Origin of the sequence: Streptomyces lasiicapitis (assembly GCF_014646335.1) — a bacterium.
GTDB classification, from domain to species: Bacteria; Actinomycetota; Actinomycetes; order Streptomycetales; family Streptomycetaceae; genus Streptomyces; species Streptomyces lasiicapitis.
The window spans coordinates 39530-64889 of sequence record NZ_BMNG01000005.1 but is presented as its reverse complement, the minus strand read 5'-3'; the positions used below and the strand labels follow the sequence as shown (position 1 = coordinate 64889).

15 protein-coding genes are annotated in these 25360 nt (G+C 67.2%); 8 read left to right on the top strand and 7 right to left on the bottom strand.

Annotated elements, in window-relative coordinates:
* Positions 1-53: 53 nt before the first annotated feature.
* The gene (locus tag IEY91_RS11860; RefSeq protein ID WP_189173936.1) at positions 54-4136 is read right to left on the bottom strand and encodes a WD40 repeat domain-containing protein; all 4083 of its coding nucleotides are present in this window, start codon (positions 4134-4136) and stop codon (positions 54-56) included.
* Positions 4137-4795: 659 nt separating this feature from the next.
* On the opposite strand from IEY91_RS11860, the gene IEY91_RS11855 reads away from it, so the two are divergent.
* The 4 genes from IEY91_RS11855 (at position 4796) to IEY91_RS11840 (ending at position 10243) form a co-directional block, all read left to right on the top strand.
* Positions 4796-5782, top strand: a complete 987-nt coding sequence (locus IEY91_RS11855; protein ID WP_189173935.1) for an alpha/beta hydrolase — start codon at positions 4796-4798, stop codon at positions 5780-5782.
* 244 nt (positions 5783-6026) lie between these two features.
* Positions 6027-7049 carry a hypothetical protein gene (locus IEY91_RS11850; protein WP_229696892.1) on the top strand — a complete coding sequence of 341 codons (1023 nt, stop codon included), beginning with the start codon at positions 6027-6029 and terminating at the stop codon, positions 7047-7049.
* 840 nt (positions 7050-7889) lie between these two features.
* A complete protein-coding gene (locus IEY91_RS11845) occupies positions 7890-9332 on the top strand; it encodes a DNA phosphorothioation-associated putative methyltransferase (protein ID WP_189173934.1) in 1443 nt (480 codons plus the stop codon).
* A gap of 59 nt (positions 9333-9391) precedes the next feature.
* Positions 9392-10243 carry a hypothetical protein gene (locus tag IEY91_RS11840; protein ID WP_189173933.1) on the top strand — a complete coding sequence of 284 codons (852 nt, stop codon included), beginning with the start codon at positions 9392-9394 and terminating at the stop codon, positions 10241-10243.
* Positions 10244-10356: 113 nt separating this feature from the next.
* Here the strand turns inward: IEY91_RS11840 and IEY91_RS11835 are convergent, their stop codons facing one another.
* The 5 genes from IEY91_RS11835 to IEY91_RS11815 form a co-directional block, all read right to left on the bottom strand.
* On the bottom strand, positions 10357-11157 hold the full coding sequence (locus tag IEY91_RS11835) for an adenine nucleotide alpha hydrolase family protein (protein WP_189174178.1): 801 nt from the start codon (positions 11155-11157) through the stop codon (positions 10357-10359).
* A gap of 230 nt (positions 11158-11387) precedes the next feature.
* A complete protein-coding gene (locus IEY91_RS11830) occupies positions 11388-12035 on the bottom strand; it encodes a hypothetical protein (protein ID WP_189173932.1) in 648 nt (215 codons plus the stop codon).
* A gap of 86 nt (positions 12036-12121) precedes the next feature.
* Positions 12122-13018, bottom strand: a complete 897-nt coding sequence (locus tag IEY91_RS11825) for a phospholipase D family protein (RefSeq protein ID WP_189173931.1) — start codon at positions 13016-13018, stop codon at positions 12122-12124.
* The gene (locus IEY91_RS11820) at positions 13015-14898 is read right to left on the bottom strand and encodes an ATP-binding protein (RefSeq protein WP_229696891.1); all 1884 of its coding nucleotides are present in this window, start codon (positions 14896-14898) and stop codon (positions 13015-13017) included. Before IEY91_RS11820 ends, IEY91_RS11825 begins: the two co-directional genes overlap by 4 nt.
* The gene (locus tag IEY91_RS11815; protein WP_229696890.1) at positions 14895-16523 is read right to left on the bottom strand and encodes a DEAD/DEAH box helicase; all 1629 of its coding nucleotides are present in this window, start codon (positions 16521-16523) and stop codon (positions 14895-14897) included. Before IEY91_RS11815 ends, IEY91_RS11820 begins: the two co-directional genes overlap by 4 nt.
* Positions 16524-16959: 436 nt before the next feature.
* On the opposite strand from IEY91_RS11815, the gene IEY91_RS11810 reads away from it, so the two are divergent.
* The 4 genes from IEY91_RS11810 to IEY91_RS11795 are packed head-to-tail and all read left to right on the top strand — an operon-like array spanning position 16960 to position 23760.
* On the top strand, positions 16960-18168 hold the full coding sequence (locus tag IEY91_RS11810; protein WP_229696889.1) for a cysteine desulfurase family protein: 1209 nt from the start codon (positions 16960-16962) through the stop codon (positions 18166-18168).
* Positions 18169-18212: 44 nt separating this feature from the next.
* Positions 18213-19334, top strand: coding sequence for a DUF4007 family protein (locus IEY91_RS11805; protein ID WP_189173929.1), 1122 nt, complete (start codon positions 18213-18215; stop codon positions 19332-19334).
* Positions 19331-22930 carry a P-loop NTPase fold protein gene (locus tag IEY91_RS11800; RefSeq protein ID WP_189173928.1) on the top strand — a complete coding sequence of 1200 codons (3600 nt, stop codon included), beginning with the start codon at positions 19331-19333 and terminating at the stop codon, positions 22928-22930. The genes IEY91_RS11805 and IEY91_RS11800 overlap by 4 nt, the downstream gene beginning before the upstream one ends.
* Complete coding sequence (locus tag IEY91_RS11795) at positions 22927-23760, top strand: phosphoadenosine phosphosulfate reductase family protein (protein ID WP_189173927.1); 834 nt, start codon at positions 22927-22929, stop codon at positions 23758-23760. Before IEY91_RS11800 ends, IEY91_RS11795 begins: the two co-directional genes overlap by 4 nt.
* A 328-nt stretch (positions 23761-24088) precedes the next feature.
* Here the strand turns inward: IEY91_RS11795 and IEY91_RS11790 are convergent, their stop codons facing one another.
* The gene (locus tag IEY91_RS11790; protein ID WP_189173926.1) at positions 24089-25273 is read right to left on the bottom strand and encodes an IS701 family transposase; all 1185 of its coding nucleotides are present in this window, start codon (positions 25271-25273) and stop codon (positions 24089-24091) included.
* Positions 25274-25360: the final 87 nt, after the last annotated feature.

The window sequence follows — 25360 nt, the reverse complement described above, 5'->3', positions numbered from 1 at the left end:
ACCGAATCTAATGGGTGAGTTGTGATCGGAATCACGCTCGCCTTCCCGTCGGCTTACTCCGCGCACGGCGGCTCGTACGAGAGTCGCGGCAGATATTCGCGCCACTTTTCCCGTGTCAGAACGCCCCGAGTCGTCGAGCAAATACGGGTAATCGCCGCGTCGGTGTCCAGGTTCCACAGCCGGACGGTATCGGCGCCGCTGGACACCCCGAGCTCGTGGCTGCGGGGGCGGAACGACAGAAAGCCGCCCGTCTTGGCGTTGGGGCTCATCGACTGGCCGATGGGGGAGGCCTTGGCCGGGCGGCTGACGTCCCACAGCCGGACCGTGTTGTCGTTGCTGCCGCTCGCCAGGGTGCTGCCGTCCTCGCTGAACGACAGCGACACGATCGCGTCGGTGTGCCCGGTCAGGGAGGCGTCGAGGCGGGTCGTCTCGCGGGCGTCGGCCACGTTCCACAGCCGGACGGTGCCGTCGTCGCTGCCGGTGGCGAGGGTGCGGCCGTCGGGGCCGTAGGCAAGGGTGTTGATGGGGCCGACGTGACCCTTGAGGGGCGTACCGAGCCGGGTGGTGCGACGCGGGTCGGTCACGTTCCAGAGCCGGACCGTGCCGTCCGCGCTGCCGCTGGCGAGGGAGCGCCCGTCGGTGCTGAAGGCGAGGTCGTTGACGTACCCCTTGTGGCCGGTGAGCGGATCGCCGAGCGGGCGGGGGCGGGAGGGGGTGCTGACGTCCCAGAGTTGTACGGTGCGGTCGGTCCGGGGGGTCGCCATGGTGCGCCCGTCCGGGCTGAACGCCAGCGCGGCCGCGAACCGCGTCCGCAGGGCGACGGGCGGCCCGTGCGGGACGGGACGCGTCGGGTCGGCGACGTTCCACAGCCGCACCGCGCGGCTGCCGGTGAGCACGGCGAGGGTGCGGCCGTCGGGGGAGAACAGCGGTGAACGCACGGCTTCCTGCCCGGACTTCCCGGGTTTGAAGGGTTTGCCGAGCGCCACGGGCCGGTTCGGACGCTGTACGTTCCACAGCCGCACCCGGTCGTCACCCGCGGCCGTGGCAAGGACCTTCCCGTCGGGCCTGAACGACCCGATGCGGCCGAGCATGTCCGCCGTCGGGATCGACCACAGGCGGACCTTGTTGTCGCCGCTGCCCGTGGCGAGGGTCTGCCCGTCGGGGCTGAACCCGATGGCGTACATCTCCCCGCTGCCGCCCGCGAGCGGCTTGCCGACCTGCGACGGGTGCGCCGGATCGCTGACGTTCCACAGGCTCGCCGTGCTGTCCGCGCTGCCCGCCGCGAGCATCGTCCCCGCGGGGTTGAAGGCCACGGACCACAGGGGGCCGGTGTGGCCGGTCAGCGGCGAGCCGAGGGGTTTCGCGCGGCTCGGGTCCGCGACGTTCCACAGGCGGATGGTGTGGTCGACGCCGCCGCTGGCGAGGGTGCGGCCGTCGGGGTTGAAGGCGACGGAGTGCACCGTGCCCGTGTGGCCGGTCAGCGGCTTGCCGACCGGCTTCGGGCGCCGTGGAACCGCCATGTCCCACAGCCGGATCGTGCCGTCGTCCCCGCCCGCGGCGAGCGTCTGCCCGTCGGGGCTGAACGCCACGGAGCGTACGGCTTCGGCGTGGCCGGTCAGCGGCGAGCCGAGCGCCTTCGCGCGGCCCGGCTCTGCCACGTCCCACAGCCGGACGGTGCGGTTGTCCTGGGCGGAGGCCAGCGTGCGGCCGTCCGGGCTGAAGGCGAGCAGGTAGATGGTGCCGCCACGGCCACTCAGCGGCGTACCGAGAAGACGCGGGTGGCGGGGATCGCGCACGTTCCACAGCCGGACCGTGCCGTCGTCCGAGGCGGTGGCCAGGGTGTGGCCGTCCGGGCTGAAGACCGCCGTGCTCACCCAACTCCTGTGGCCGGTGAGGGGTTTGCCCAGCGGCTCGGGGCGCGCGGGGTCCGACACGTCCCACAGGCGGGCCGTCCGGTCGTAACTGGCGGTGGCCAGGAGCCGGCCGTTCGGGCTGAACGAGGTGAGGTAGACGGCGCCGGTGTGGCCGAGGAGCGGGGTGGCGAGGGGCGCGTTGACGATCGAGATCAGCCGGTTCCTGGTGCCCTCGTCGCCCGGCCGCAGGCGGTGCGCCACCAGGTCGAGCTGGGCGGACAGCGACGGATCGGTGTCCTGGGCGCGGTCCGCCTCGGCGACCACCTGCTCGAACACCGCGTCGTTGCGCCCGGACACGGCGTCGTTGCGCTGCTGCCACGCGACCACCGCCGACAGGACGGCCACCATCGCCAGGGCGACAAGCGCCGCCACCGCGGCACGGCTGATCAGCATCGTGCGCCGGCGCAGCCTGCCCGACGCGGCCAGGAACTCCGCCGCGCCCCGGGTGAGGAAGGTGTCACCGGCGGACCGCGCCCAGGCGTCGGCCTGCTCCAGGCGCGAACCCCGGTAGAGCAGCGCGCTATCGCGCCCGGAGTCCTCCCAGGACCTGCCGTCCTCCTCCAACCGCTGTCGCAGCAGATGGTCGTTGCGGTCCTCGTCGATCCAGTCGCGCAGCCGCGGCCAGGCGTGCAGCAGCGCCTCGTGGGTGATCTCCACGGTCTCCGCGTCGAGGGTGACCAGCCGGGCCCGGACCAGCGCTTCGAGCGACTCCTCCGTCTTGTCCGGATCCGTCGACTCCTCCGCGAGCTGACGCCGCGTCCCGCGCCTGCGGGTGGCCTGGGTGTCCTCGCCGAGGCGGACCAGGCGGAGCAGGAGCAGCCGCGCGGCCGTGCGCGCCGCAGGGTCGAGGCCGGACCAGGCGCGCTCGGCGGTCGCCGCCACCGCCCCCTGGATCCCGCCCGCCGCGCGGTAGCCGGCCAGCGTGAGCCGGCCCGTCTTGCGGCGCTGCCAGGTGGCGAGCAGGGCGTGCGAGAGCAGCGGCAGTACGCCCGCGTCGTGCGCCCCGCGCGGCCCGTCGGTGCTCACTTCCCGGACGATCAGCTCCGCGAGCCCCGGCTCCAGCTCAAGGCCCACGGCCTTGGCCGGGCCGGTCACCGCGTTGCGCAGCTCGGTGCTGGTCAGCGGCCCGAGGACCATGTGCCGGTGCTGCAGCGCGTCGGCCAGCTCGGGGTAGGCGAGGCACTCCTGGTAGAAGTCGGCGCGGATGCCGAGGACCACGAGCGCGGGCGCGGGGTCACCGGAGTCGGCGGGCGAACAGGCGGCGTGCAGCAACCGCACGAAGTCCCGCCGCTCCGCCTCGTCGGAGCAGAGGGTGAAGGCTTCCTCGAACTGGTCGACGATGAGGACGGGCCGGGGGGCGGTGGGGGCCTCGGCCCGGGCCCATGCGGTGAGGGAGTCGCGTACGGCTTGGGCGAAGTGGGGGGTGTCGGGCGGGGGTGGGTCGAGGCCGGGTATTCGGGCGGTGAGTTCGGCGAGGGGGGTGCTTCCGGGTACGAATTGGAGGACGGGGTCGGCCGGACTGTCGCGACTCTCCCGGTCGCCTCCGTCGCTCTGTACGTCCCGCAAGGCGCCGTTCCGCAAAGCGCCGTTCCGCAAAGCGGGCATGAGGCCGGCGTTCAGAAGGGACGACTTTCCCGCCCCCGAGGCGCCCACGAGCACGACGAGGCCACCCGTCTTCTCCGCGGCGCGGAGCTGCGCGACGAGGGCGTCCGTGCTCCGCTCCCGGCCGAAGAACCACTGGGCGTCCTGCTGTCGGTACGAGGCGAGCCCGCGGTAGGGGCACACGCTCGGGACGGCGGGGCCGTCGGCAGGCAGCCGCTCATGATCCTCCGCGGACCCCGAAGCCGCCCCGGCCGCCGCAGCCGCCGCGGCCCGATCGCCGGCCGGATCGGCCACGGACCGCTCCCACAACCGCTGCCACTGGGCGAGGTCGTAGAGCCCCGGGGAAACGGGAGCGGGCCGCTTGCGCCGGGCTTCGGGGATCAGAACGTGCAGGACAGCGGCGAGGGCGGCGAAGTGCGCGGGCACATTGTTTGCTCGCCGCCAGTCGCTGATGCGCTGCGCGGACACCCGCACGGGCCGCCCGCGTTCGTCGACGCGCTGCAACTGGACAACCGCTTCGGCCACGCGCTTGAGCGGCGGATTACCGGCTTCCTGGTACAGCAGCGCGAGGCGTTCCGCGAAGGCTGTGCGTGCCCCCGAGTCGGAACTCAAGGCCTCCACCCCTTACTTCCGCCACACCTGGACATCCGGACCGGAAAACTCACTTTATACGGCTGACCTGCGGTAAAGGTCTCCGGACGGTACCGGATGCTCCTCACCTGGGGCCACAACTGGCAGGATCGCGGCGCAGTAGCGAACCCACCACGTGGCGTCAGGGCAGGCCACCGGCTCGGCGCTCGGAGAGGTGACGCATGGCGCTCCATGATCCGGGCCGGGTACCTGGCTGGAATCCGCCGGAGCCACGAAGCGGTGGCGAGCCTCTCCGCCCGCCTCACCGCCTGCGAACGCGGACGCGTCTGCGCTAGCGAACGCGGACGCGGACGCCTGGGGGAGCAAAAGCCGGAGTCGGTCGCACTCACCAGACCCGCGGAGCCGGTCACACCCGGACCGGCTCCGCGCCCCCGGCGTCGTTTCGGTACCGGTCCCCACGAGGGGAGGGACCGGTACCGATACGACGCGGCGAGCGACGCCGGCCGGGGCCCACGCTGAAGAGTCCCGCCCACCGCCCGCGGAGCCGCCCCGGGCACCGTCACCCGTAAAGCCCCGGCGGAGCGAAGTCCGCCCCGGCCCGGCATACGGTGCAACCGTAGGCGTGCGGGGGATACGTGCCTCGGGCGCCGGACCGGTGCCCCGGACACCGGACCGAGAAGGGCCCACTGATGCCCCTCAGCCCCATCGACCCCCAGATCGCGGCGCTCCTGAAACAGTTCGGCGTGGACGGCCCACCGCCCGCCACCGCACCCACGCTCGAGGAAATGCGCGCGGGCAACCGCATGCTGTCGCTGGCCGTGGCCCCGAACCCACCGATCGAGGTGGCATCGGCGAGGGAGACGGAACTGGCAGGGGTCCGCGTACGCGTGTACCGCCCCAAGGAAGCACCCCCGCCACCGAACGAAGCAACCCTCCCCCCGAAGGAAACAACCCTCCCCCCAACACTCATCTTCATCCACGGCGGAGGCTTCATCGTCGGAGACCTGGACACCCACGACGGAGTCTGCCGCCGCCTGTGCCGGGACCTGAACGCGGTAGTGGTCAGCCCCGCCTACCGCCTGGCCCCCGAACACCCCTACCCCGCGGCGTACGAGGACTGCCTGGCGGTGGCCCACCACGTGGCCGACCACCCGGCGGACTTCGGCGGCGGCCCACTGGCCCTGGCGGGAGACAGCGCGGGAGCGAACCTGGCGGCCGGGGTGGCCCAGACCTTCCGCGACGAGTCCCGCCCCCTGGCAGCCCAACTACTGGCCTACCCCATCACCGACCTGCGCATCGGCATCGACTACCTCTCCCGAACCGAGTGCGCCACGGGCTACCTCCTGACCACAGCCGAGTGCGAGAAAGACATCCGCCTCTACCTCTCCACCGACCCGACGGCAGCCACCCGCGCCCCCGCCTCCCCCCTCCTGGCCGAGAACCTCCACAACCTGGCCCCGGCCATCATCGGCTGCGGCGACCTGGACCCCCTACGCGACGAGGGCCTCGCCTACGCCGACGCCCTGACCACCGCAGGCGTCCCAGTCAAAAAACACCGCTACCCCGGCCTGATCCACGGCTTCATCAACTACGCCACCCACTCCCCAGCGGTAGAAGCCGCCGTAACAGAAATGACCACAGAGCTGGCCGAACTCCTGCACCGCTCAACGCCATAAACGCAGATCAGGCCCGACATTGATCTCCCCGCACCGGACCTGATCCGCTGTTTCAGCTTCGTCGGCCCGACCGCCACCTGCTTCGGTGCTCGGGAGCCGTCACCAGCAGGGTCACGCGGGACGTTGGACTACCCCTGGGGCATGGCCTGTTGGGGACCGTCGCACTCCGGGGTGACACTCAGTCTGGAGGCGGACGGTGAGAAGATGGCGGCACGGACTTGAAGGGGGCAACAACGTGCCGCTCGTGGCAATCCAACCGTCGTACGGAAACCCAATCGCCAGGCGTCATTGGCGTGACACTCTTGACCAAGAGGTTCCCTTCGGTTCGGAAGAGTACGCGGCTACGCTCTCCGGTGAGCAGCGTGACGCGCTGCTGAGAATCCATCCGACAGAATCTGCCCGCTTCTGGGGAGCAACTTCTGTTCAAGACAAGAACATGGCGCGGCTCCGCATGGGAGACGTCGTGCTGTTCACAGGCCAGAATCTTGTCCGGGGCATCGGGGAAGTCGGTCTCACGTTCAGAAACGCAGAATTCGCCGACGCGATGTGGACACCCGACCCGGACAAGGGAAGCTGGCGCAACGTCTACAGCCTCCTCTCCTTTCGGCACACCGAGATCCCGTACTCGGAGATATGGGACTTGCCGAGTTTCAACGCGGGTGACAATTTCATGGGTCTCCGGGTGCTTGAGGGTGACAAGGCTGACGAGATCCTTCAGGGGCTGGGGATCGGAACGGTCACCGAGGCCCGCCGGAAGCTTGCTCGGGACGCAGAGGTGGCGAATGCCATCGCGACGGGCACCCGAGTCGTCCCTGTTGAGGGGGTGCACACGTCGACAGCGGCCTACCGGCGCGACGAGCGTGAGATTCAGGTGCTGCGAGCTGAAGCGCTACTGGTGAACGAGTACAAGGCCACTCTCACCGGCGTCGAGGTCACACGCTTGCGCACACCGTCCGGCATCACAGACCTTCACGTGACCGGCCCTGACGGAACGGAAGTCATAGAGGCGAAAAGCAGCGGTGATCACATTCATGTACGGGCGGCGTTGGCGCAGCTTCTGGACTATGCACCACACAGCCCGCTTCCTGCGGACCGGTTGAGCGCCCTCTTCCCTGTCCGCCCCGCGGCCAAGGACATCACTCTGCTGCACCGCTATGGCATCGATTGTCTTTACCGGTTGACGCCACACACCTTCGAACGAATAGTGGCACCGGACGAGGCTCGGATGTACATGCGCAAGATATGGGCAGGCGTTGGAATTTCCTGACTCTCGCCCCTTTGGTTGCGTCGGCCAATAGCGGCCAGGGCAGGTCCTGCCACTCCAGATCCTGCCCTCGGTATTTTCTCCACGGCGGTGAGAGGTACTCCGAGGCGTAGTTGGCCTGGACGAAATGGTGCGTCTGCGCCGACGAGCGCCAGGTCATCAATCTCATGAACGGTCTCGAAGCGGAGCTCTTCGGCACCTGGACGTCATCGCCGCACAGTCCCCATCCAGGCCCCTCACGAGCTGACCCACGGCCCCTACGACTCTGGTGACGCTCCCGGCCAACTGTGCATCACACATACGGAAGACAGCGGCGGCCCCTTCACCTGCTGAACCTTGTGGGTCGGGGTCAACCTGGGCCAAGCCGGAGTCGCGTGTGACTCGCCGGGGTGGCCGGATTCCGAACTCGGGTCCATGCGCAAACCACTCAGGGGCCTGATCCGTAAAACGGATCAGGCCCCTGACCTGGTACTTCAGCTGTCGGGGTGGCGGGATTTGAACCCACGACCTCTTCGTCCCGAATGAGGTTCGGGTGGGAGTGGCACCGGCTGTGTTGCTGTTTTGCCTGTTCAGGACGTTGGTGTGCGGTGGTCCCGGACGGTCCGGGAGGGTTCCCGGGAGGGATCCGGCTCCCAGATGGCTCCCAAGGGGGAGTCATCACTAGGACGCGTCGCTTAGATACCAAGGCTATGCCGGTGGTGTGGTCGACGGCGGAGCCCCGAGCCGTGTGGCATGAGATCAGTCTTGGCACGCGTCTCGCCTGTAAGCCGGACCGCTGGAGCGAGTGTCACGTAAAGTTCGGAGCTGTCGCACGCTGGCCTATCCGTGAATCAGGGAACGCTGATGACGCAGCAGCTCTGGACCAGTCAGAGACATAACACCGCCATCGGTCGTGTCGGCCTGTCGCTCCCCGCTCGTCGTGCCGTTGGCGACCTTCAGCTGGAACCAGACATGGGGGTACTCGATTACGGGTGTGGACGTGGCGGCGATGTACGGGCATTGCTGCACCTCGGCCTCGATGCTGTGGGCTGGGACCCGGTGCACTTTCCTAACGGGCGGCGTGAGCCGGCCGAGGTGGTCCTTCTCACCTATGTCCTGAACGTGATTGAGAATCCCGCCGAACGACGCGAGACGCTCCTTCGGGCCTGGGACCTTGCCAAGTCGGTGCTAGTGGTGTCCGCGAGGTTGAGGTGGGAGCGCAACCAGATCAAAGGCACCGAGTACGGCGACGGCATCCTCACCCAACGCCGTACCTTCCAACACCTCTACGCCGCCGGCGAGCTTCGCGACTACGTCGAGGAGGCCACCGGTGTCCGCTGCGTGTCGGCTGCGCCCGGGGTCGTTTACGCGTTCAAGGACGATGCGGCCCGCCTGAGTTACCTCGCCCGACAGGTCGCTCCTGACGGGGGGTGGCTGGCGTCCGAGGACACCGCCTCGGCGATCACCTCGGTCGTCGATCATCTCGAACAGCGCGGCAGGATGCCTCAGCTGGAGGAAATGCCGCAGCCCATCATCAGCCTCCTTGGCCACCTGCGCCCCGCTGAACTCAAGCGCCTTGCCGAGCAGGAAGCCGACCCCGCGAAGGTAGAACGAAGCGCCGAGCGCGGAGCCCTCGACACACTGCAGTTCCTCGCGCTGGAGCTGTTTCACGGCCGAGGCCCGGTTAGCAGTCTGCCCCTGCCGGTTCAACTGGACATCCGTGCCTTCTTCCCGTCGTATACCGAGGCGTGCCACCGAGCGGATCGGCTGCTGTTCAAACTGCGCGACGACGCCTACGTCCGCCGGGCGATGAACGGATCGATCGCCGGCAAGTTCACCGCGACCGCTCTGTACGTTCACCGCCGCGCACTCCATCGGATCCCGGCCGTGCTGCGCCTGTACGAGCAGTGCGCGAGCATTGCCGCCGGCCGTCCTGGCGAGTGGTCTGTCGTCAAGCTCCGCCATCAGGGCCGCGGGGTCAGCTGGCTCGATTATCCCGAGTTCGACGCGGATCCCCACCCGCGAATCGCGGCCTCGTACGCCGTCGACCTGAAGACCCTCAAGTCCTCCTTCACCTCGTACGCGGACTCCACCAACCGTCCCCTGCTGCATCGCAAGCACGAGTTCCTTGCCGAGGATGATCCCGACGCACCCAAGTACCGGAGGCTCACGGACGCCGAGGTTCGCGCCGGTCTTTACGAGAGCCCGCACCTGATCGGCACAGAAGAGGGATGGGAGCGCGAACTCGTTCGCTGCGAGCGGGAGTTGCGAGGCCACAGGCTCGTACGGCGCACCACCAGTACCTGAGCCTCGCTCCGGCTCTCGGCACCGCAGTGATTGTCAGTGCCGTGTGCCACGCTCCACCCATGACCACCACCCGGATGGAGGGCTCCTGCTTGCCCTCATACCGAACGCTGTCCACCCTCGCGCTGTCCGAGCCCGAGGACCATGTCCGTGAACTCACCGACTGGGTGGAGCATGCCTCCGCCGTCACAGGAGCCCCCGGGGCGCAGAGCGGCTGGGATACGGCCTACAAGTGGCTGCGTCTCGCCCAGGGCCTGCGCACGGTGACGTTCGACATGTCCTACGACGACGGCGGCATGTGCTCAGCGGGCCTCGACTTCGACGCCGTCTGGACCGAGATGATGGAGGAGTGGCAGCAGCACCAGGTCCGTCTCGGCTACCTGCGCGCAGCACTCGAAGGATTCGTCCGGCTGCTGCACCCGGACACCGCGGAGTCTGGTCTGGCGGTGGAGGCCGCTGAGCAGCAGTTGCAACACCACGCCGACGCGTGGCCGGTGCACGCGCATGCAGTCGCCGACCATTTGCGGACGCATGCCTCGGACGGCGTGCCGGGCGCTGGCCCCTCGGTGGCGGCAGCGGTGACCCAGGCGATTGTCCTGCACGAGATGGCCGTCCGGGGCCGCGCCGCCATCCCCGAGCCGGGAAGCCACGATGACGGAAAGGTCTTTCCCACTGGACACGCCGAGGTCTGTGCGACCAAGGAAGCCTCCACGGTACTGCTGCTGGGGATCCAGCTGTTGATGACCGCGGCGGTGAAGGAAAACCGCGTCGCTGTCTTCGACGACAAGTACCTCCTCGACGGCATGTGGATTCCCGACTCCGCAGGCGGCAGTCGATGGGTGGGCGAAGAAATGCCCTACGGCGAGTACCTCGCCGTTCTCCACCTCCAGCCCGGCGAGCCGCCCGAGCTCTGATTCCGCCACCAGCAGCGCCCTGCGACGGCCACGTCGGCAGCCTAGAGGCAAACGACGGGTGGGCCCGACGCCAATGGCTTCGGGCCCACCCGTCGTGGCCTGCTCGGCAGGTATCAGGTCATGCACCAGCCGGAGTCACATGCCCCGTCATCCTCATCGGCTTCGCCTTCCCCCGGGCTCTCATCGGGGATGGCTTGAGTGAGCGGGATCCCGTACCGCGTGAGATAGACGTCATCCCGGCCGAGCGCCGCCCGTCGGTGGTTGATCGTCTCCTCCAGCCGGACCGACTGTGCGAACAATTCGGGCTCGTGGCGACGCTGGTGACGCCAGGCGTCGACGGTACGGAAGGGACAGAAGAAGCAGGAGCTCTTGGGCGGTACCGGCAGGCCGGCCTCGGTGATGATGCGCTCGCAGTCGTCTCGGCGCAGCCCGAGGTCGAGGAGGGGGTACTCGATGACCTCGTGGGCTTCCCTCCGCCGACGGTTGGCGCGATGGATTTCGTCGAGCGAAATGCCGATGCCGACCGCCGCCGGTGCCTTCGCGGTGGCGCCATGCTCCCGAAGCCACCGCCCGACCACCTTGATCTTGAAGTCTGCGGTGCAGTTGCGGCGGCCAGGAGCGCCGTTGGCCATACGGACCGGGATGGGGATCGACCGGGTATCCGGCCGGTTCAGCCGCTGCATGAGGGTTTCCGTGGCCCCGTCACGGCGGCGTCGCTTGAGCTCGTAGATGTGCAGTCCCGCACGCTCGGCGTAAGGGATGGCGATCTCGCGAACGTACGCGAGAGTCGCCGGGTGCTCGCTGTCGTCCCCGACATTGGCGAAGAGGAAGGTGGAGAAGTCGATCCCGCGCTGGGCGGCTAGCACCAGCAGCGCCGTCGACTGGACGCCTCCTCCGTAGGAGATAACCCTCATCGGGGATTCACTTGACTGGTGAGCCGCCAGGTCGAGGACGGCCCGTGGGCTCGATTCCGTCGGGTTGTCGTGGTGGGCTCCGGGGGTGCGTGACAAGATCGACATGTGAGAGACGGTATGGATGAAGCATCGCGGCATCAAGTGTTTCTCTCACAGCTGTCGGCGAACACTGCTTAGCTAGGCGGCATAGCGTCTTGGGGATCCGTCCCAGTCAGGCAGGGGGAGGCCGACTAAGGTCGCGGCTCGATGACCACAGAGTGTCCCTCCGCCAGGACTGCTGCCAGGAACTCGGCCGCGGCTACTTGGTCGGCACCAGTGAATGTTCGTGCTGCGGGCGGGGCCTTGTGTGGCGGCTGGGAGAGGGGCTCTCTTTGCCTGCGCCCACGTGGTTTCTGCGGGGCGCGGTGACCTGTACGCAGCAGCTCGACCTCGGACGAGAGGATGGTGCGCTGCCGCTGTTGCGCATCATCCACGATGGTGTCCAGGAGCCAGAGAGGGGACCCGGAGAGGGTCAAGTCAGCCTCGGCGATTTGTCGCCGATTACGCCATCGGGAGATCGCCTGCGCGTCCCGCGCGAGGACGCGGGCGGCCTCCTGGATGCCGAGGATGACGGGCAGGTCCTCCTTGTCCTGGACCTCGTAGCCGCGGGGGATGCTGGTCTTGTAGGAGGCCAGCCGGTCTCGCGCCACGTGGCGGTCGCCGACGTCGTCTAGCCGCATTACCGTCGCCAGCAGCCAGTACGGGTTGCCGGACGCGACCAGGTCAGGTGCGGCGAGGGCGCCCTCTGTCCGCCATTTCTGCGATGTTTGGCGCTCCACTCGATAGAGGGAGGCGATTTCGGCATGGCCCAGCAGGAACGGGACCCGCACCTGTGCCATGAGGGGGCCTTCCCATCACCTTCGTCTCCGTGGGGTGGCGATGAGCGGGGGAGTTGCTCCGCCGCTCTACGCCGTGCACGCAGATCTTAGGTGTGCTCACGTCCTGGCCGCAGCTCCCACGAGCCCACCTCGGTGTAATAGCGGCCGAAGTGCTGCAACCAGGCCGCGAAGGTCTCCGTCGTCCTCCGGGCCTGGTCTTCCGGGTCTCCTGTCCGTTCCACGATGGCCTTCTCGAGCTCGATGTTGCTGAGGCGCTCGCCGACGAGCAGCTTGTGGAGTTCTGGGATGGCGTGCAGCCGAGCTTCGACCGCCGAGTTGAAGTCGTGCTCCGCCAAACCTGCCGGGACATCGAGCAGGGCAAGGTCCTGGATGATGCCGGCCTCAACCGGCGAGGTGAATCGCGTTCGCCCGCTGTAGAGCGCAAACACGTTCTCCGGGCGCCTCGTCTCCGGGTACCAAAGGGGGGCGGGTTCACCCTCGGCCGGGGGCGCGATGCGTTCCTCCTTGAGAAGTTCTGCTTGCTGCCGGACGAGGGCGGCCACCACAGGTGTGGCCGCTGTCGAGCGGGACTCGATCAGACTGAGAACGCGCTGCACTTCGGGATGGGTGACGGGCGCATCCAGCAAGAGCTCCACGTTGGCGTTGGGGACTCGGCCGGTGGCCTTGCCTGTCAGGTTCGCGGATCCGACCAGGCATCGGTCGTCGGCAACGTAGATCTTGGCATGCAGCGACGGGCAGAGAGTGATCTGCACGCGTTCGTCCCGCTCCGCCGCCTCGATGATCTCGGGATCGGAGACTCCGGCGGCTACCTCCGCGGGAGTCCAGCGCGTGACGCATTCGATCTTCTCCACCGAGGCCGGCACCGAGGCGAGGGTCTCCTCGAAGACGGCCTTCTTGATGAAGGGCGCCACGAGGATCACTTGCGCGGTGGCGTCCTTCATCAGGTCGGCTATCTGCTGCCAGACGTGGTCCGGCTGCGTCACTCGTCATCGCTCCCGTCTTCGATGAAGTCACGGGCGTAGCGGCCCCAGTCGCGCCGGGCGTCCGAGATCCTGGCGCGGTCCCGCTTGTTGGGGATCTCGTCCTCCATGCGGGCCCAGGAGAAGACGAGGAGTTTGAAGGTGTCGGAAGCGCGGGCGAGGCGTTGGCGGAGTTCGGTCTCACTCGCGTCTTCGGGCACGTCTTCAAGGACGATCATCAGCTCGCTGTGCAGCGGGTGTTCGGTGTTGAAGATCACCTGAAGCATGCCGGCCATGAGGTCGATGTTGAAGAACGCCGTGGAGTCCTGCGGGCTGGAGATCCAGCGGACACGCCAGTCTTTCTCGAGTGCCTCGTCGACCATGGACTGGGCGGTGTCCTCGTCGAGGTGATGCCGCTCGGTGAGCGCCGCGAACTGCTCCTGGCGCTTGTCGTTCTCGGTGGCCTCTTCTGCCAGGCGGTCGGTCGTTCCCGTGTGGCCGTCCTCCTGCCGACGCTTCACCGCATCTGTGGCCTTGGACGTGACGACGTCGTCGTGGCGCTTCTTGCCTCCCCGCTTGCCCAGCGTGTGTTGCTTCAGCTTCCGCCGCATTTTGGGCAGGAGGTTCTTCTCCAGGTAGAGCGCGAGATCGATCAGGGGCAGGCGAGGGTCACCGAATTCGGCGATGCGGTCCTTGAACGCCTTGGGCGTCTCGTCCCCTTCGGCCTCGGCCGTCCAGTCGAAGTGAGCGAGCGACGAGAAGACCGTGGCGGTCTGCTTGTTGTTCGTGACGCCGAAGATGTCGTCGAGCTCCGGGGGGAATTCCACCTCGATGCCCCACCAGCGCTCGACGGGGTCGTACCCGATGGCCCATTTGGAATCGAGGTCAAGTTCGCGTCCCTGCCGGACAAGGGAAATCCCGATGTTCCTTCGAGCATGCTGACCCCACGGATGGAAACCGGCGTCGCGGTTGGGGCTCGCGTTGTCGGGCCACGGGTGACCTTCGACGTCGGCACGGCGGGCCTCGGGCCGGGCGATGGATGCCCGCACCTTCACATTGTGCTTCGTCCCGTCGACCGTGATCGGGAAGTAGGCGACTCCGGGTTCCTTCTCGTTGCCCATGTCGAAGGGCTCGAACATAGGCTTGTTCCCGAACGGCGGCGGCGTCCCGGTTGAGTCCATGAGGTACAGGGGATCGTTGGGCTCGGCGAAGTAGGCCCCGTTGTCCCCTTCGAGGACCTTTCCTTCGCGTACCGGCGCCATCTTGATCTCCACCCTGCCGTCGTGGAGGTAGTGCCGGTACACACGGCCGATCAGCTCGGCAGTGTTCCGCAGGGTGGCGCCGGCACCGTGCCATTTGACCCGGTCAAGGTCCGACCAGACCACGAGGGTGCCGGTGGCGCCCAGCGGTGCCTCGCTGAGGTCGCTCCAGTACTCCGGCACAGGGCGGTGTACGGGAGTGGGGACGTCGTCGAGTCCGCTGTTGATCTCCGCAAGATCGAGGTAGGTGTACATGGCGTTCGGGGACCCATTGGTCCAGGACCAGACCTCGACCTTGGTGCACTGGGACATGCTGGAGTTGGGCAGGCCCATGCCGAATCGCCCGATGCGGTTGCGGTCGCCCCCGAGGCCGTCGCCGTACTTCAGGGCGCGCCGCAGGCGTTCGGTGTCCATGCCCTTGCCGTTGTCGAGGACGGCTATGGTGTCCACCCGGTGCCTCGTCTGGGTGGCGCCCTGCACCGGGCTCTCACAGGCGAAGACCTGAACCAGTGTGGCTTCCGCGTCGATGCTGTTGTCGATCAGCTCGGCGAGCGCGTAGGCGGTGTTCTTGTAGCCGCTGTCGCGCATGGCCTTGACGGTCAGCGAAGGGCTGACGATCCGGTATTTGCTTCCCTCGCCGGTCACGCGGTCTCCCATACGTCTTCCCAGTTGGTGAATGCCTCGGCCACGTCTCCGAACCCGGGCAGCTCCGGGTCGACGACGGTGACGATCTCGCAGGTGGCGGTTCCGCCGGCCTTGGGGCCGCGGATGACCCGGCCGACCATCTGGCTGTACAGGACCAGCGACTTGGTCGGTCGGGCGATGATGGCAGCACTGGCCGCCGGGGCATCGAAGCCTGTGGTCAGGACCCCGAAGTTGCACAGAATCATGGGGCGTCGGCCGGCGCCCTTGAAGCGTCTGATGGCATCGTTCCGGTGCCGGGCAGAGGACTCGCCGGTGACGAAGTCGGCATCGAGGCCGAGCGCCGACAGGACGGCGGCGATCAGGCGGCAATGGTCAACGGAGGCCGCGAATACCAGGATCCTGCGGTGCTGGCGTTCCAGTAGCTCCAGCACGGTTTGGACGACCTTGAGGTTCCACTGCTCGTCGCTGGCCAGCGACGCGATGATGTCCGACGGGATGTCGAAGGACTTCGCGAGCAGCTGCTGATCGCGCGCGGACAGATGCAGGCCGGCTTCGGAGGCGACGGTCTTCATGATGGGCTTGGCCAGGTAGCCCTGTTCGATGAGGGCGGTTACCGGGTTGCTGTATCCGTCGATCTGCAGCATGACCTTCTGGCGGGCGAAGAAGTCCGACAGCCGCTCATCTTGCGTGACGTCCGCCCAGGTCCGGCCGGGGGTGGCCGTCAGGCCCAGCAAGCTGGCATCGGGGCGGATGGTGAGGGCGTCCACCACTCGCTGGTAGGTCGGCGCGATGATCTGATGAGCCTCGTCGAAGACTGTGAGGGTGCTGCGCGATGCGAGTTTGCGGAGAAGCTTCGGATCGCTCTTGTCCGCGGAGACGGCCTTCTCTAGCCCGAGGATGACAAGGCCGTCCGTCAGCGCCTCCACATCGGTGGGCGCCTCACCCCACATCCGGACGACCGCAATCGGACGGTCGCCGAGCTTGGACCACGCGCGCTCGAACTCCGCAGCCGCCTGCTCCAGCAGTTCCTGCCCACGCGCCAGCCAGACCACGAGCGTGGGCTCGTGCTGCCGCAGATGGTCGGCGATCAGGTTCATTCCGGTGCGGGTCTTGCCCACGCCTGTCGGCAGGTGAAGGACAACCCGCCGCGGCCCGTCGTACAGCAACTCCTTCACGCGTGCGGCTGCGCGCCGTTGGTGGGGGAACAACCCGTATTCGGGTTCGGAGTCTTGCCGAAAGAGCGGGGGCAGCGCGGGTGCCCTGTCGACGCTGAAGCCGAAGAACTCCAGCAGCTCCCGCTGTTGCTCACTCGCCCACTTCAGACCGTTCAGGTAGACCAGGGCATCGGTGCCCGCGCCGTCCGCCCCAAGACGTTGGGCAAGCTCTGTCTGCTTGTCGGCGGGCAGGAGCCGCAGCAGCTCCTCGCGGTCCGTCTGATTGGACACGAGCTTCTCGGCGTCCACCGCCACGGCAGAGACTGCTCGGAGCCGCTCATCGCCGGCGCTTCCGCCGTCGATGAGGTCGAGCAGAGCGCACATGTGCTTGCCGAGCAGCTCGCGGATGTACGGCATGGGAGCGCTGTCCAGCACGGCTTGGAAGGACAGGCCGGGCGACCACGCTGTCATCGATTCACCACCCCTGCGGAACAGGGGAGATTTCCCCCGATGTCTGAATGTCCGTCAACTTGCGGAGCCCCCGCCTCAGTTCTGTGCATGCAGAGCTGCCCGCAACTCTGAGTCGCCCCAAAGTTACAGTGCCCGATCACCATAAACCCACGTACTGACACTCGGATCTCGGCGATTGATATTCGCAGCTCAGGGGCGCTGATGAGGTGCGGTCGGCCCCTTAGAGGATCCCGTGCCGCCTCTGCGCCGATGTCCTTTCCCGATATCGGTTGCAGGCGCCCAAGCAATAGGGAACATTAGTTCGAGTTACAGTTTGCGCTCCGGGTTGAGTGTCGGTTTCGCTGACTGATCGATCTCGATCGCTACGATCGCGACTCACTCCTGGTGCCGCCCCCGGTGCGCACGTCCGGGTTCCACCAGGAGTAGATTGTGTGCGGTGCTGAGCGAGACGAGGTGGGGCATGAGGGATGAGTCTGATGGGCCGGTTTCGGCATATCTCGACTACAATGCGACGGCGCCAATTCGGCCCGAAGCGTTGGCGGCCGTTGTGGATGCCCTGCAGGTCGTCGGTAACGCGTCGAGCGTGCATCACCCCGGCCGGGATGCCGCCTATCGCGTAGAGGTCGCTCGTCGGCACCTTGCTGACCTGCTGAACTGCTCGCCCGGGGAGATCATCTTCACGTCAGGGGCAACCGAAGCGAACAATCTCGCGCTGCGCGCGGCTCATCGCCGCGGTGCCCGGATTGTGACGGGTAGTGCAGAGCACCCTGCGGTGCTGGAGACATCCCGGGATCTGGCCCAAAACGAGCCGGGATCGCTGACCGTCTTGCCGATGCGGGCGGACGGCCTGGTGGAAACCGTGGCCCTGGAGGAAGAGCTCGGCCGGGGCGACGTCGGTCTCGTCTCCCTGATGGCGGCCAATAATGAAACCGGCGTTCTCACCGACCTCACGCCGGTCGTCAAGGCGGCGCATGCCGCAGGCGCGCTGGTCCACACGGACGCCACACAGATGATCGGCCGGCTGACCCTGGACCTTTCCGAAGTGGACGTCGATCTTCTGTCCCTGTCTGCCCACAAGTTCGGCGGCCCTCAAGGCGTCGGTGCACTGTTCGTACGACGCGGTACACCGCTGCCGTTCAGGCCGCTGATCACCGGTGGCGGGCAGGAGAAGGGGTGGAGGGCCGGCACCCTCAACGTGCCCGGGATCGCCGGTGCCGGAGCTGCCGCTGCGGCCGTCAGCCGTGACCTTGCCGACGACGTCGCCCGCGTGACCCAACTGCGCGATCAGCTCGAACACATGGTGACCACGGCTGTGGACGGATGCCGTATCAACGGGCAGCAAGCCCCCCGCCTGCCCGGTGTGGCGAGCATCACCTTTGCGGGTGCCCCGGCTGACGCAGTCATGGCCGCCATGCCGCGCATAGCCGCATCCGACGGAAGCGCCTGCGCCTCGGGAGCCCCAACCCCCAGCCATGTCCTGCTCGCTATGGGGCTGAGCCGGGAGGAAGCGGAGTGCACTGTGCGCTTCTCGCTCGGCTACGCCACAACCGCAGACGAGATCGCCGTAGCCGCCGAGGCGGTGGTCCGCGCGGTCCACCAGGTGCGCGCCGCCATGGCAGCGACAGCCGGCGCGGCTGCTCACTGACTTCAGCAGTTCCCTTATCTCTTCTTGTATTGAGAGGCCCTCGTATGGCAGACAGTAGGCTCGCGGAAGCCGCACATTCCAGCTTCGCGCGCCATGAGACCTTCGCCCCCCGCTTCGGCTGGCTGCATAAGGCGTACATGCAGGTCAAGGAGAATCCGGCAGCTTTCCTCGCTGAAGATGCTCCGGTCCTGCTCGGCGTGGGTAAGAACATGGTCCATGCCATGCGGTACTGGTCAAAGGCGTTCAAGCTCACCCGTGAGCACGCCGACCCGGCGGGCAAGACGAAGGCCCAGTACGCCTCACCTACTTGGGAAGCGCGATGGCTGCTCGACGAGAAGGATGGCGCCGATCCCTACCTTGAGGAACCCGGCAGCCTGTGGCTGTTGCACTGGTGGCTCGTGTCGTCGCGGCCGGGCGCCAAATGCTGGGCCCCCGCGTGGTACACGGCGTTTCACCTTGCTCCGTTCTCTCGCTTCACCGTCGCGGATATGACGCAGGTCGTGACGCGGCATGTCAACTTCTCCTTCAGTGATGGACCGGTGGAGGCGTCGATCACCCGGGATGTCGAGTGCCTGACCAAGATGTATGCGCGCACGCCTGTCGAACAGAGCGGTTCCCGCGCCACCTATGAAGACCTCTTGGCCTGCCCTTTCCGTGAGCTGGACTTGCTGGCCTCCGTGGGCACCCGGGGCAAGCAGGAGTGGCAGTTCACCACTGGCACGCGCACCTCTCTCCCGGCCCACGTCCTGGTCTATGCGTGCCTCGACTACGCAGCCCGCGACACCCAGGGTCCCGGCTCCATCTCCCTGGCGCGGCTTGCCAACGAGCCCGGAGCGCCCGGCCGGGCCTTCCGGGTCCGCGAGCCTGAGATCGTCGCCGCCCTGGACAAGGTCGCCGTGGGTCGCCCGGAACTCAACAGGGTGGACGCCGTCGGCCAGCGGACCATGTCCTTCTCCAGCGATCCGCGGGCGCTCGCCTGGGACATTCTCGACGAGCAGTACGACCACGTCACCCGGCGCCCCGGCTTTCCCACCCGGGACGAATGGAGCGCGCAGTACCCGCAGTTGGCCGAAGCAGAGGAGGCTGAGAAGGCTGAGAAGGCTGAGAAGGCTGAACGCAAGCCCCAGGACCACCAGCAGCAGTTCACGACTCAGGAGAACGCGTGACCACCGCAGCTCCCACGCGGACCTCCCGCACCCCCCAGGACGAGGCAACCCCTCAGTTCCCGTCCGGAATCGAACTGGTCGGCTCCCAGATGCGGTCGACCAACCTCGAACGCGACGTCGAGGACGAACTGCACGGACCGTATGTCGGCGCGAAGGCAGTTGACGTACTGGAGCGCATCGTCAACGCGGTCAGCGATCTGCGGCGTCCCCGCGCGTGGTCCTTCACCGGACCCTACGGCTCCGGGAAGTCCACGCTGGCTAACCTGATCGAAGCGCTTCTCGGCCGCGACGAGGACCGCCGCGACGAGGCTCACCGGATCCTTGCGGACACCAGCCCAGCCCTCGCCGAGCGTCTCGCCACGGCTCGGGCTGAGCGGACGGGAACCGGGTTCCTCGGAGCCGTGGCCACCGCGCGGCGTGAACCGCTGGTCGCAACTGTGACCCGTGCGCTGGAGACCGCGGCAAGGCGCCGCTGGGGCAAGCGCATCCCGAAGAACATCGCCGCAGCACTCGCGGCCTGCGAAGACCCGACGACGACCGGGCCGAAGACGAAGCAGGTCATGGCCGCCATCAAGGCCCTGACCGACAATCAGCAGCCGCTCCTGCTGATCATCGACGAGTTCGGCAAGACCCTCGAACACCTTGCCGGACACAACGAATTCTCCGGCGCCGAGCACGATCTTTTCCTCCTGCAGGAGCTCGCCGAGCACAGCGCCGGGCCCAACGGCCTGCCCGTCTTCCTGGTCACCCTGCAGCACCTGTCATTCATGGACTACGCGTCACGGTCCAGTGAGCTCAAAATCCGCGAATGGGCAAAGATCCAGGGCCGCTTCGAGGACGTCACCTTCGTCCCGCACCACGGCGACTCCCTGCAGCTCCTGCGCCGGCGTCTCGACCACTCCGCGGTCGACGCAGCGGGTCAGGACCTTATCCGCGCGTCGGCCCAGGCATCAGCCCTCGCGTGGAAGAACCACGGTCTGAACGTCCTTACCGAGCTGTCCAGCGACGACTTCGCTGGCCTCTACCCGTTGCACCCACTGACGGCGATCGCTGCGCCGATCCTGGCGGCGCAAATCGGCCAGCACGACCGCAGCCTGTCGGGCTTCCTCAACAGCGGAGAGCCCAACACTGTCCGCGACTCGCTGGCCGCACACTCCCAGCCGGATGCCGAACTCGCCAGCACAGTGCAGCTGCCACAGCTGTACGACTACTTCCTCAACTCCGGCCGGACCTCGCTGCTCGCGGCCTCCAACGCCGGCCGCTGGATCGAAGTCGACGCGCGAATCAAGGAAGCCAACGGACTGCCCGACGCTGACCAGGCGCTGCTGAAGACCATCGGCGTTCTGAACCTCATCGACGCCGACGGCGCGCTCAGCGCTACCAGCGAGATGATCCACCTCGCGCTCCACGACCCCACCGATCTGACCGACGCGGGCGCTTTCGCCCGCCTTGAGGAGCAGCTCGCCGACCTCGTCCGCCGCGGCTTCCTCGTCCACCGGGAGTTCAGCGGTGAGTATCGCGTCTGGCAGGGCACAGACTTCGACATCGACGCCCGCCTGAAGGAGATCATCAGTCACCTGGACGATGCCTCCATCGTCCAGCGCCTTGGCGCACACCTCCCCAGCGCCGTGGTCGCCGGCCGCCACAGCCAGGTCACCGGGATGATGCGGGTGTTCCTCACCGCCGTCAGCGGCCCAGAGACCCGCGAAATCCAGGCGCCGGACGAGCTGAAGGACCCGGCCGACGGCCTCCTCGTCTTCCACCTCGGCCCCCGGGACCAGCTGCCCACCGTCAATTCGGCGCTGCCGGTGATCCTCGGAACAACCACCCACCCCGACGTGGTACTCAGCTCCGCCACGCACCTCATCGCCCTGAAAGAGCTGCTCGAAGACAAGGAACTCGATCACGTCGCCCGGCGCGAGGTCACCGACCGCGCCGTCCAGGCGGAGGCCGAGCTGCGGGAGGTCATCCAGGCGGCCTTTTACCCGCCGACCCAGGACGCCACCTGGGACCTGTGGAACGCCGGACTCGCCCCGGGGGCGGACCCCGACAGCTCGAGCCTGCCGGCCCGCAGCCTCAGCGGCCTGGTCTCCCTCGCCTGCGAGAGCGTCTACCCGCACACCCCGCACATTCGCAACGAGATGCTCGGACGGCACTCACTCACCAGCAACGCCGCCCGTGCCCGCAGCGATGTGCTGGACGCGATGCTCACCCGCTCCGGCGAGCAGTACCTGGGCTTCGACGCGACGGCCGGAAGATACGGTCCGGAGCGAGCCATCTACAGCGGCGCGCTGGCCTACCTTGGCCTGCACCGGGCCAACGGCACAATCCAGGCAGAGAATTCCCCCAACAGCCTGCTGCCGTACGGCTTCTCCGCTCCAGGCGAGGGCCACGAGCACGCTCAGCCCGTCTGGGAGGCGCTGCAGGAGGCGCTGGACGCAGCAACCCGGCGTACCAGCCTCGACCACATCATCCGGGTCCTGATGAGCCCGCCCTACGGGGTGAAGGCCGGTGTCTGGCCGCTGCTGGTCGTCACCGCCCTAGTGATCCGCCGGCACGATGTCGCCCTCTTCGAAGAGGGCTCCTACTTGCCTCGGCTGACGCCGGACGTCGTCGACCGCATCCTCGCCGCCCCCGCCCGTTTCGACGTGAAGTACACGCCGGTCGGACAGGGGCAGCGCGCCAGCGTGATCAAGAAGCTCCTGGTGTCTTTGAAGGTCGAACCACCACGCTCACAGGCACTGCGTAACCCAGATCTGCTGTCCGTAGCCAGGGCGTTGCTCGAACGCGTCATGGTTTTGAACAGCTACGGCCGCAAGACCAAGCGCATCTCTCCGGATGCACTCGCCGTGCGCAATGCCCTGGCAAATTCCCAGGATCCGGACGACCTGCTCTTCCGGGCTCTGCCTAAGGCGCTGGGCCTCGCCCCCATCGAAGCCGGCACCCGCGCCAACGCGGCAGCCGCCGCCGAGTACGCCGACAGGCTGACCGCAGCGGCAGACGAGATTACCGGAATCGAACGCACGCTGCGGGAAGAAGTGGTCGCGGTTCTCGCCGAAGAGTTCCGTCTGCCCGCGACGCTTCCCGAGCTGCGGTCGACACTCGCCGCGCGGCTGAGCGGCTTCGCCACGGTGTCACTGAACCCGGAGCTGCGGGGCTTCGTCGACTTCGTGCTCAGCGAAAGCCTCGCTGACGAGGACTGGCTCGACCCGATCGTCGTCCGCCTCACCAACAAGGCCCTCGGAGACTGGGACGACCGGGACGCAGGCATGTTCCCTCGCCTTGCACGCGAGATGTCCGCATCCCTCGACCGCGTCGCCCACCTCTACCAGGACAGCAGCGAGACCCGCGAGCAGGAAGTAAATCTGGAGACGCGGCTGTTGACCTTGACGGACAAGACAGGAGCGGAACGACGGACGCTGATCTACGTGCCGGAACAGTCCCGCGGCCAGGCCGACCAGCTCGCGGCCGACGTACTGCAGCAGGCTGAGCAGGCCCTCGGACCCGACGGCGCACGGATCCTGCTCGCCGCTCTTGCACAACGCGTTGCCGATGGGCCGGCTGTCACAGCAACTGAAACGAAGGAGCGGCCATGACGGATCCAGTCACCCAGGAGAAGGTTCGCCACGTCCTAGGTATCTCAGGCGGCAAGGACTCGTCGGCGCTCGCCATCTACATGCGCGATCGCGTGCCGGACATGGAGTACTTCTTCTGCGACACCGGTGCTGAACTCCCAGAGACGTACGAGTACCTCAACCGGCTGGAAGCAGCCCTTGGTAAGCCCATCGAGCGACTCAACGCCGACCGGGACTTCGATCATTGGATGGAGGTCTACCAGGGCACCCTGCCCAGCCCGCAGATGCGCTGGTGCACCAAAAATCTGAAGATCAAGCCGCTGGAGGAATGGGTCGGCGACGACAAGGTCATCTCATACGTCGCGATCCGGGCCGACGAGAACCGCCTCGGCTACGTCAGCACCAAACCGAACATCGATGCCGTCTTCCCCTTCCGCGAGGACGGCATCGACAAGGACGGCGTGATGCGCATCCTCGACGAAGCTGGCATCGGACTCCCCGGCTACTACGAGTGGCGCACGCGTTCTGGCTGCTACTTCTGCTTCTTCCAGCGCAAGCACGAGTGGGTCGGCCTCAAGGAGCGCCACCCCGACCTGTACGACAAGGCCGTCGAGTACGAGGAGAAGGTCCGCTACCGGCACACCGCCATGAAGGGCCGCAACTACACCTGGTCGCAAGGTGAATCTCTTCCGGAGCTCATAGAGCGCAAGGACGAGATCGAAGCCAAGCACCAGGCGGCCCTTGACCGCGCGGCCAAGCGGATCAAGCCCAACCGACCCCTCCTGGAAGTCCTCTCGGACGCACTCGACTCTGATGACGATGAGGCCGGCTGCTCCGTCTGCCACCTCTGACGCGCAACCACACACACAGCGGCCCCAGCAGCTCGAGCTGGGGCCGCTGTTGCTTTCCCGACTTCCAATCAACCTTGTCCCGCTTGAGGTTGTGACCTCGCCCAGACTCTGTCCCTGACCTCTCGAAGGAACGCAGCGCACTCGTCTCCACGACAAGTCGAGTTAGTACTGCAACGGTGTTTGTGGTGTCTGCTGGGCAGTTGTCATGGGCTGTGTCCGCGTCGTTTGTGGTGGCTGACGCGGGCTTGGTGTTGTCGTCTGCGGCGCCATGTCGACCAGTGCCAGATGTGGTCGATGGGCGGGGGCTGGCGGTGGGTGAGGCGGGTGATCAGGCGTCTGATCTCCGCGAGGCTGAGGTGGATGAGCTGGGAGGATCCGTTTCTGCTTTCTCTGTGTCGAGTTCGCGGGCCCGCAGGACGGTCAGGCAGGCGTGAGCGGCGATGGCCAGGGTCATGTGGCGGTGCCAGCCGGGGTAGCGGCGGACTTGGTAGTCGTCCAGGCCGCACTCCTGCTTCGCGCTCTGGAAGCACTCCTCAACAGCCCACCGGCTGCCCGCAACTGAGACCAGCTGGTCCAGGGTGGTCTGGGCGGGACAGTAGGCAATGTAGTAGGAGATCTCCTCGGGCCGGCTGACGCTGCGGCGGGCGATGACCCAGTGTCGGCGGTCTTCGCGATGCCAGGGCCGGACCTCGACGCGAGCCCAGTCATAGAGCCGCGGGCCGTGTGCTCCCGCACCGCACGAACGACGTTTCCACTTCTGCCGTGGCAGGCCGGGAAACAGATCGTGGACGGGGTGGTCGACGGACCAGCGGGTGACGACGGTGTCGTGCCGGGTGGTGGCCATGACGTGGAAGACATCGGCCTGTTCCAGCTCAAAGCGCCAGCCCTTGCTGAAGCCGTAGGCGGCATCCGCCGTCACCCAGCCGAAGGGAATCTTGTCCCGGACCGCCCGGCGAACCATTGCCTTGGCCATGACCACCTTCGTTGCGAAGGCGACACTGTCGTCGATGCCGGCGCCTCGGCACCTTTCCCGGTCATCGGTCCATGACGTGGGCAGATACAAGCGGCGATCGATCAGTGTGCGTCCGCGGGGCGTGGCGTAGGCGAGGAACACGCCGATCTGGCTGTTCTCGGTGCGTCCCGCGGTGCCGGAGTACTGCCGTTGCACGCCGGCCGAGCGAATGCCCTTCTTGAGGAATCCGGTGTCATCCACGATCAGGACAGCCTGCGGGTCTCCAAGATGTTCCACGACGTAGCCGCGGACATCGTCCAGGACCTCGTCCGCGTCCCACTCGATCCGGTTCAGCAACCGGTGGATGCGATCAGGCCCCGCGTGCCCGGCCTCCTCCGCGAGCGTCCAGCCGTTCTTCCGCTCCAGCGAAGCGATCAGCCCTCGCATGTAGACCAGCGCAGTCTGACGCGGCTCCTGCCGATTGAACCGGTGCACGAACCGCTCGTGCACCATGCTCAGTTCACCGGCCCACAACCTGACATCAGCAATACCCCCACCCATAACCACACCAACGACTGACCTGCCCAGCAGTCACCACAAACACCGTTGCAGTATTAGACGCCATTTCGTTTGGCGTGATCTTGCGGC

Excerpts from the sequence above, each read along its gene's own strand:
- IEY91_RS11795 (WP_189173927.1), top strand. The coding sequence starts at position 22,927 with ATGACGGATCCAGTCACCCAGGAGAAGGTTCGCCACGTCCTAGGTATC.
- IEY91_RS11815 (WP_229696890.1), bottom strand. The coding sequence starts at position 16,523 with ATGACAGCGTGGTCGCCCGGCCTGTCCTTCCAAGCCGTGCTGGACAGC.
- IEY91_RS11790 (WP_189173926.1), bottom strand. The coding sequence starts at position 25,273 with ATGGGTGGGGGTATTGCTGATGTCAGGTTGTGGGCCGGTGAACTGAGC.
- IEY91_RS11845 (WP_189173934.1), top strand. The coding sequence starts at position 7,890 with ATGACGCAGCAGCTCTGGACCAGTCAGAGACATAACACCGCCATCGGT.
- IEY91_RS11805 (WP_189173929.1), top strand. The coding sequence starts at position 18,213 with ATGGCAGACAGTAGGCTCGCGGAAGCCGCACATTCCAGCTTCGCGCGC.
- IEY91_RS11840 (WP_189173933.1), top strand. The coding sequence starts at position 9,392 with ATGACCACCACCCGGATGGAGGGCTCCTGCTTGCCCTCATACCGAACG.
- IEY91_RS11835 (WP_189174178.1), bottom strand. The coding sequence starts at position 11,157 with ATGAGGGTTATCTCCTACGGAGGAGGCGTCCAGTCGACGGCGCTGCTG.
- IEY91_RS11830 (WP_189173932.1), bottom strand. The coding sequence starts at position 12,035 with ATGGCACAGGTGCGGGTCCCGTTCCTGCTGGGCCATGCCGAAATCGCC.
- IEY91_RS11855 (WP_189173935.1), top strand. The coding sequence starts at position 4,796 with ATGCCCCTCAGCCCCATCGACCCCCAGATCGCGGCGCTCCTGAAACAG.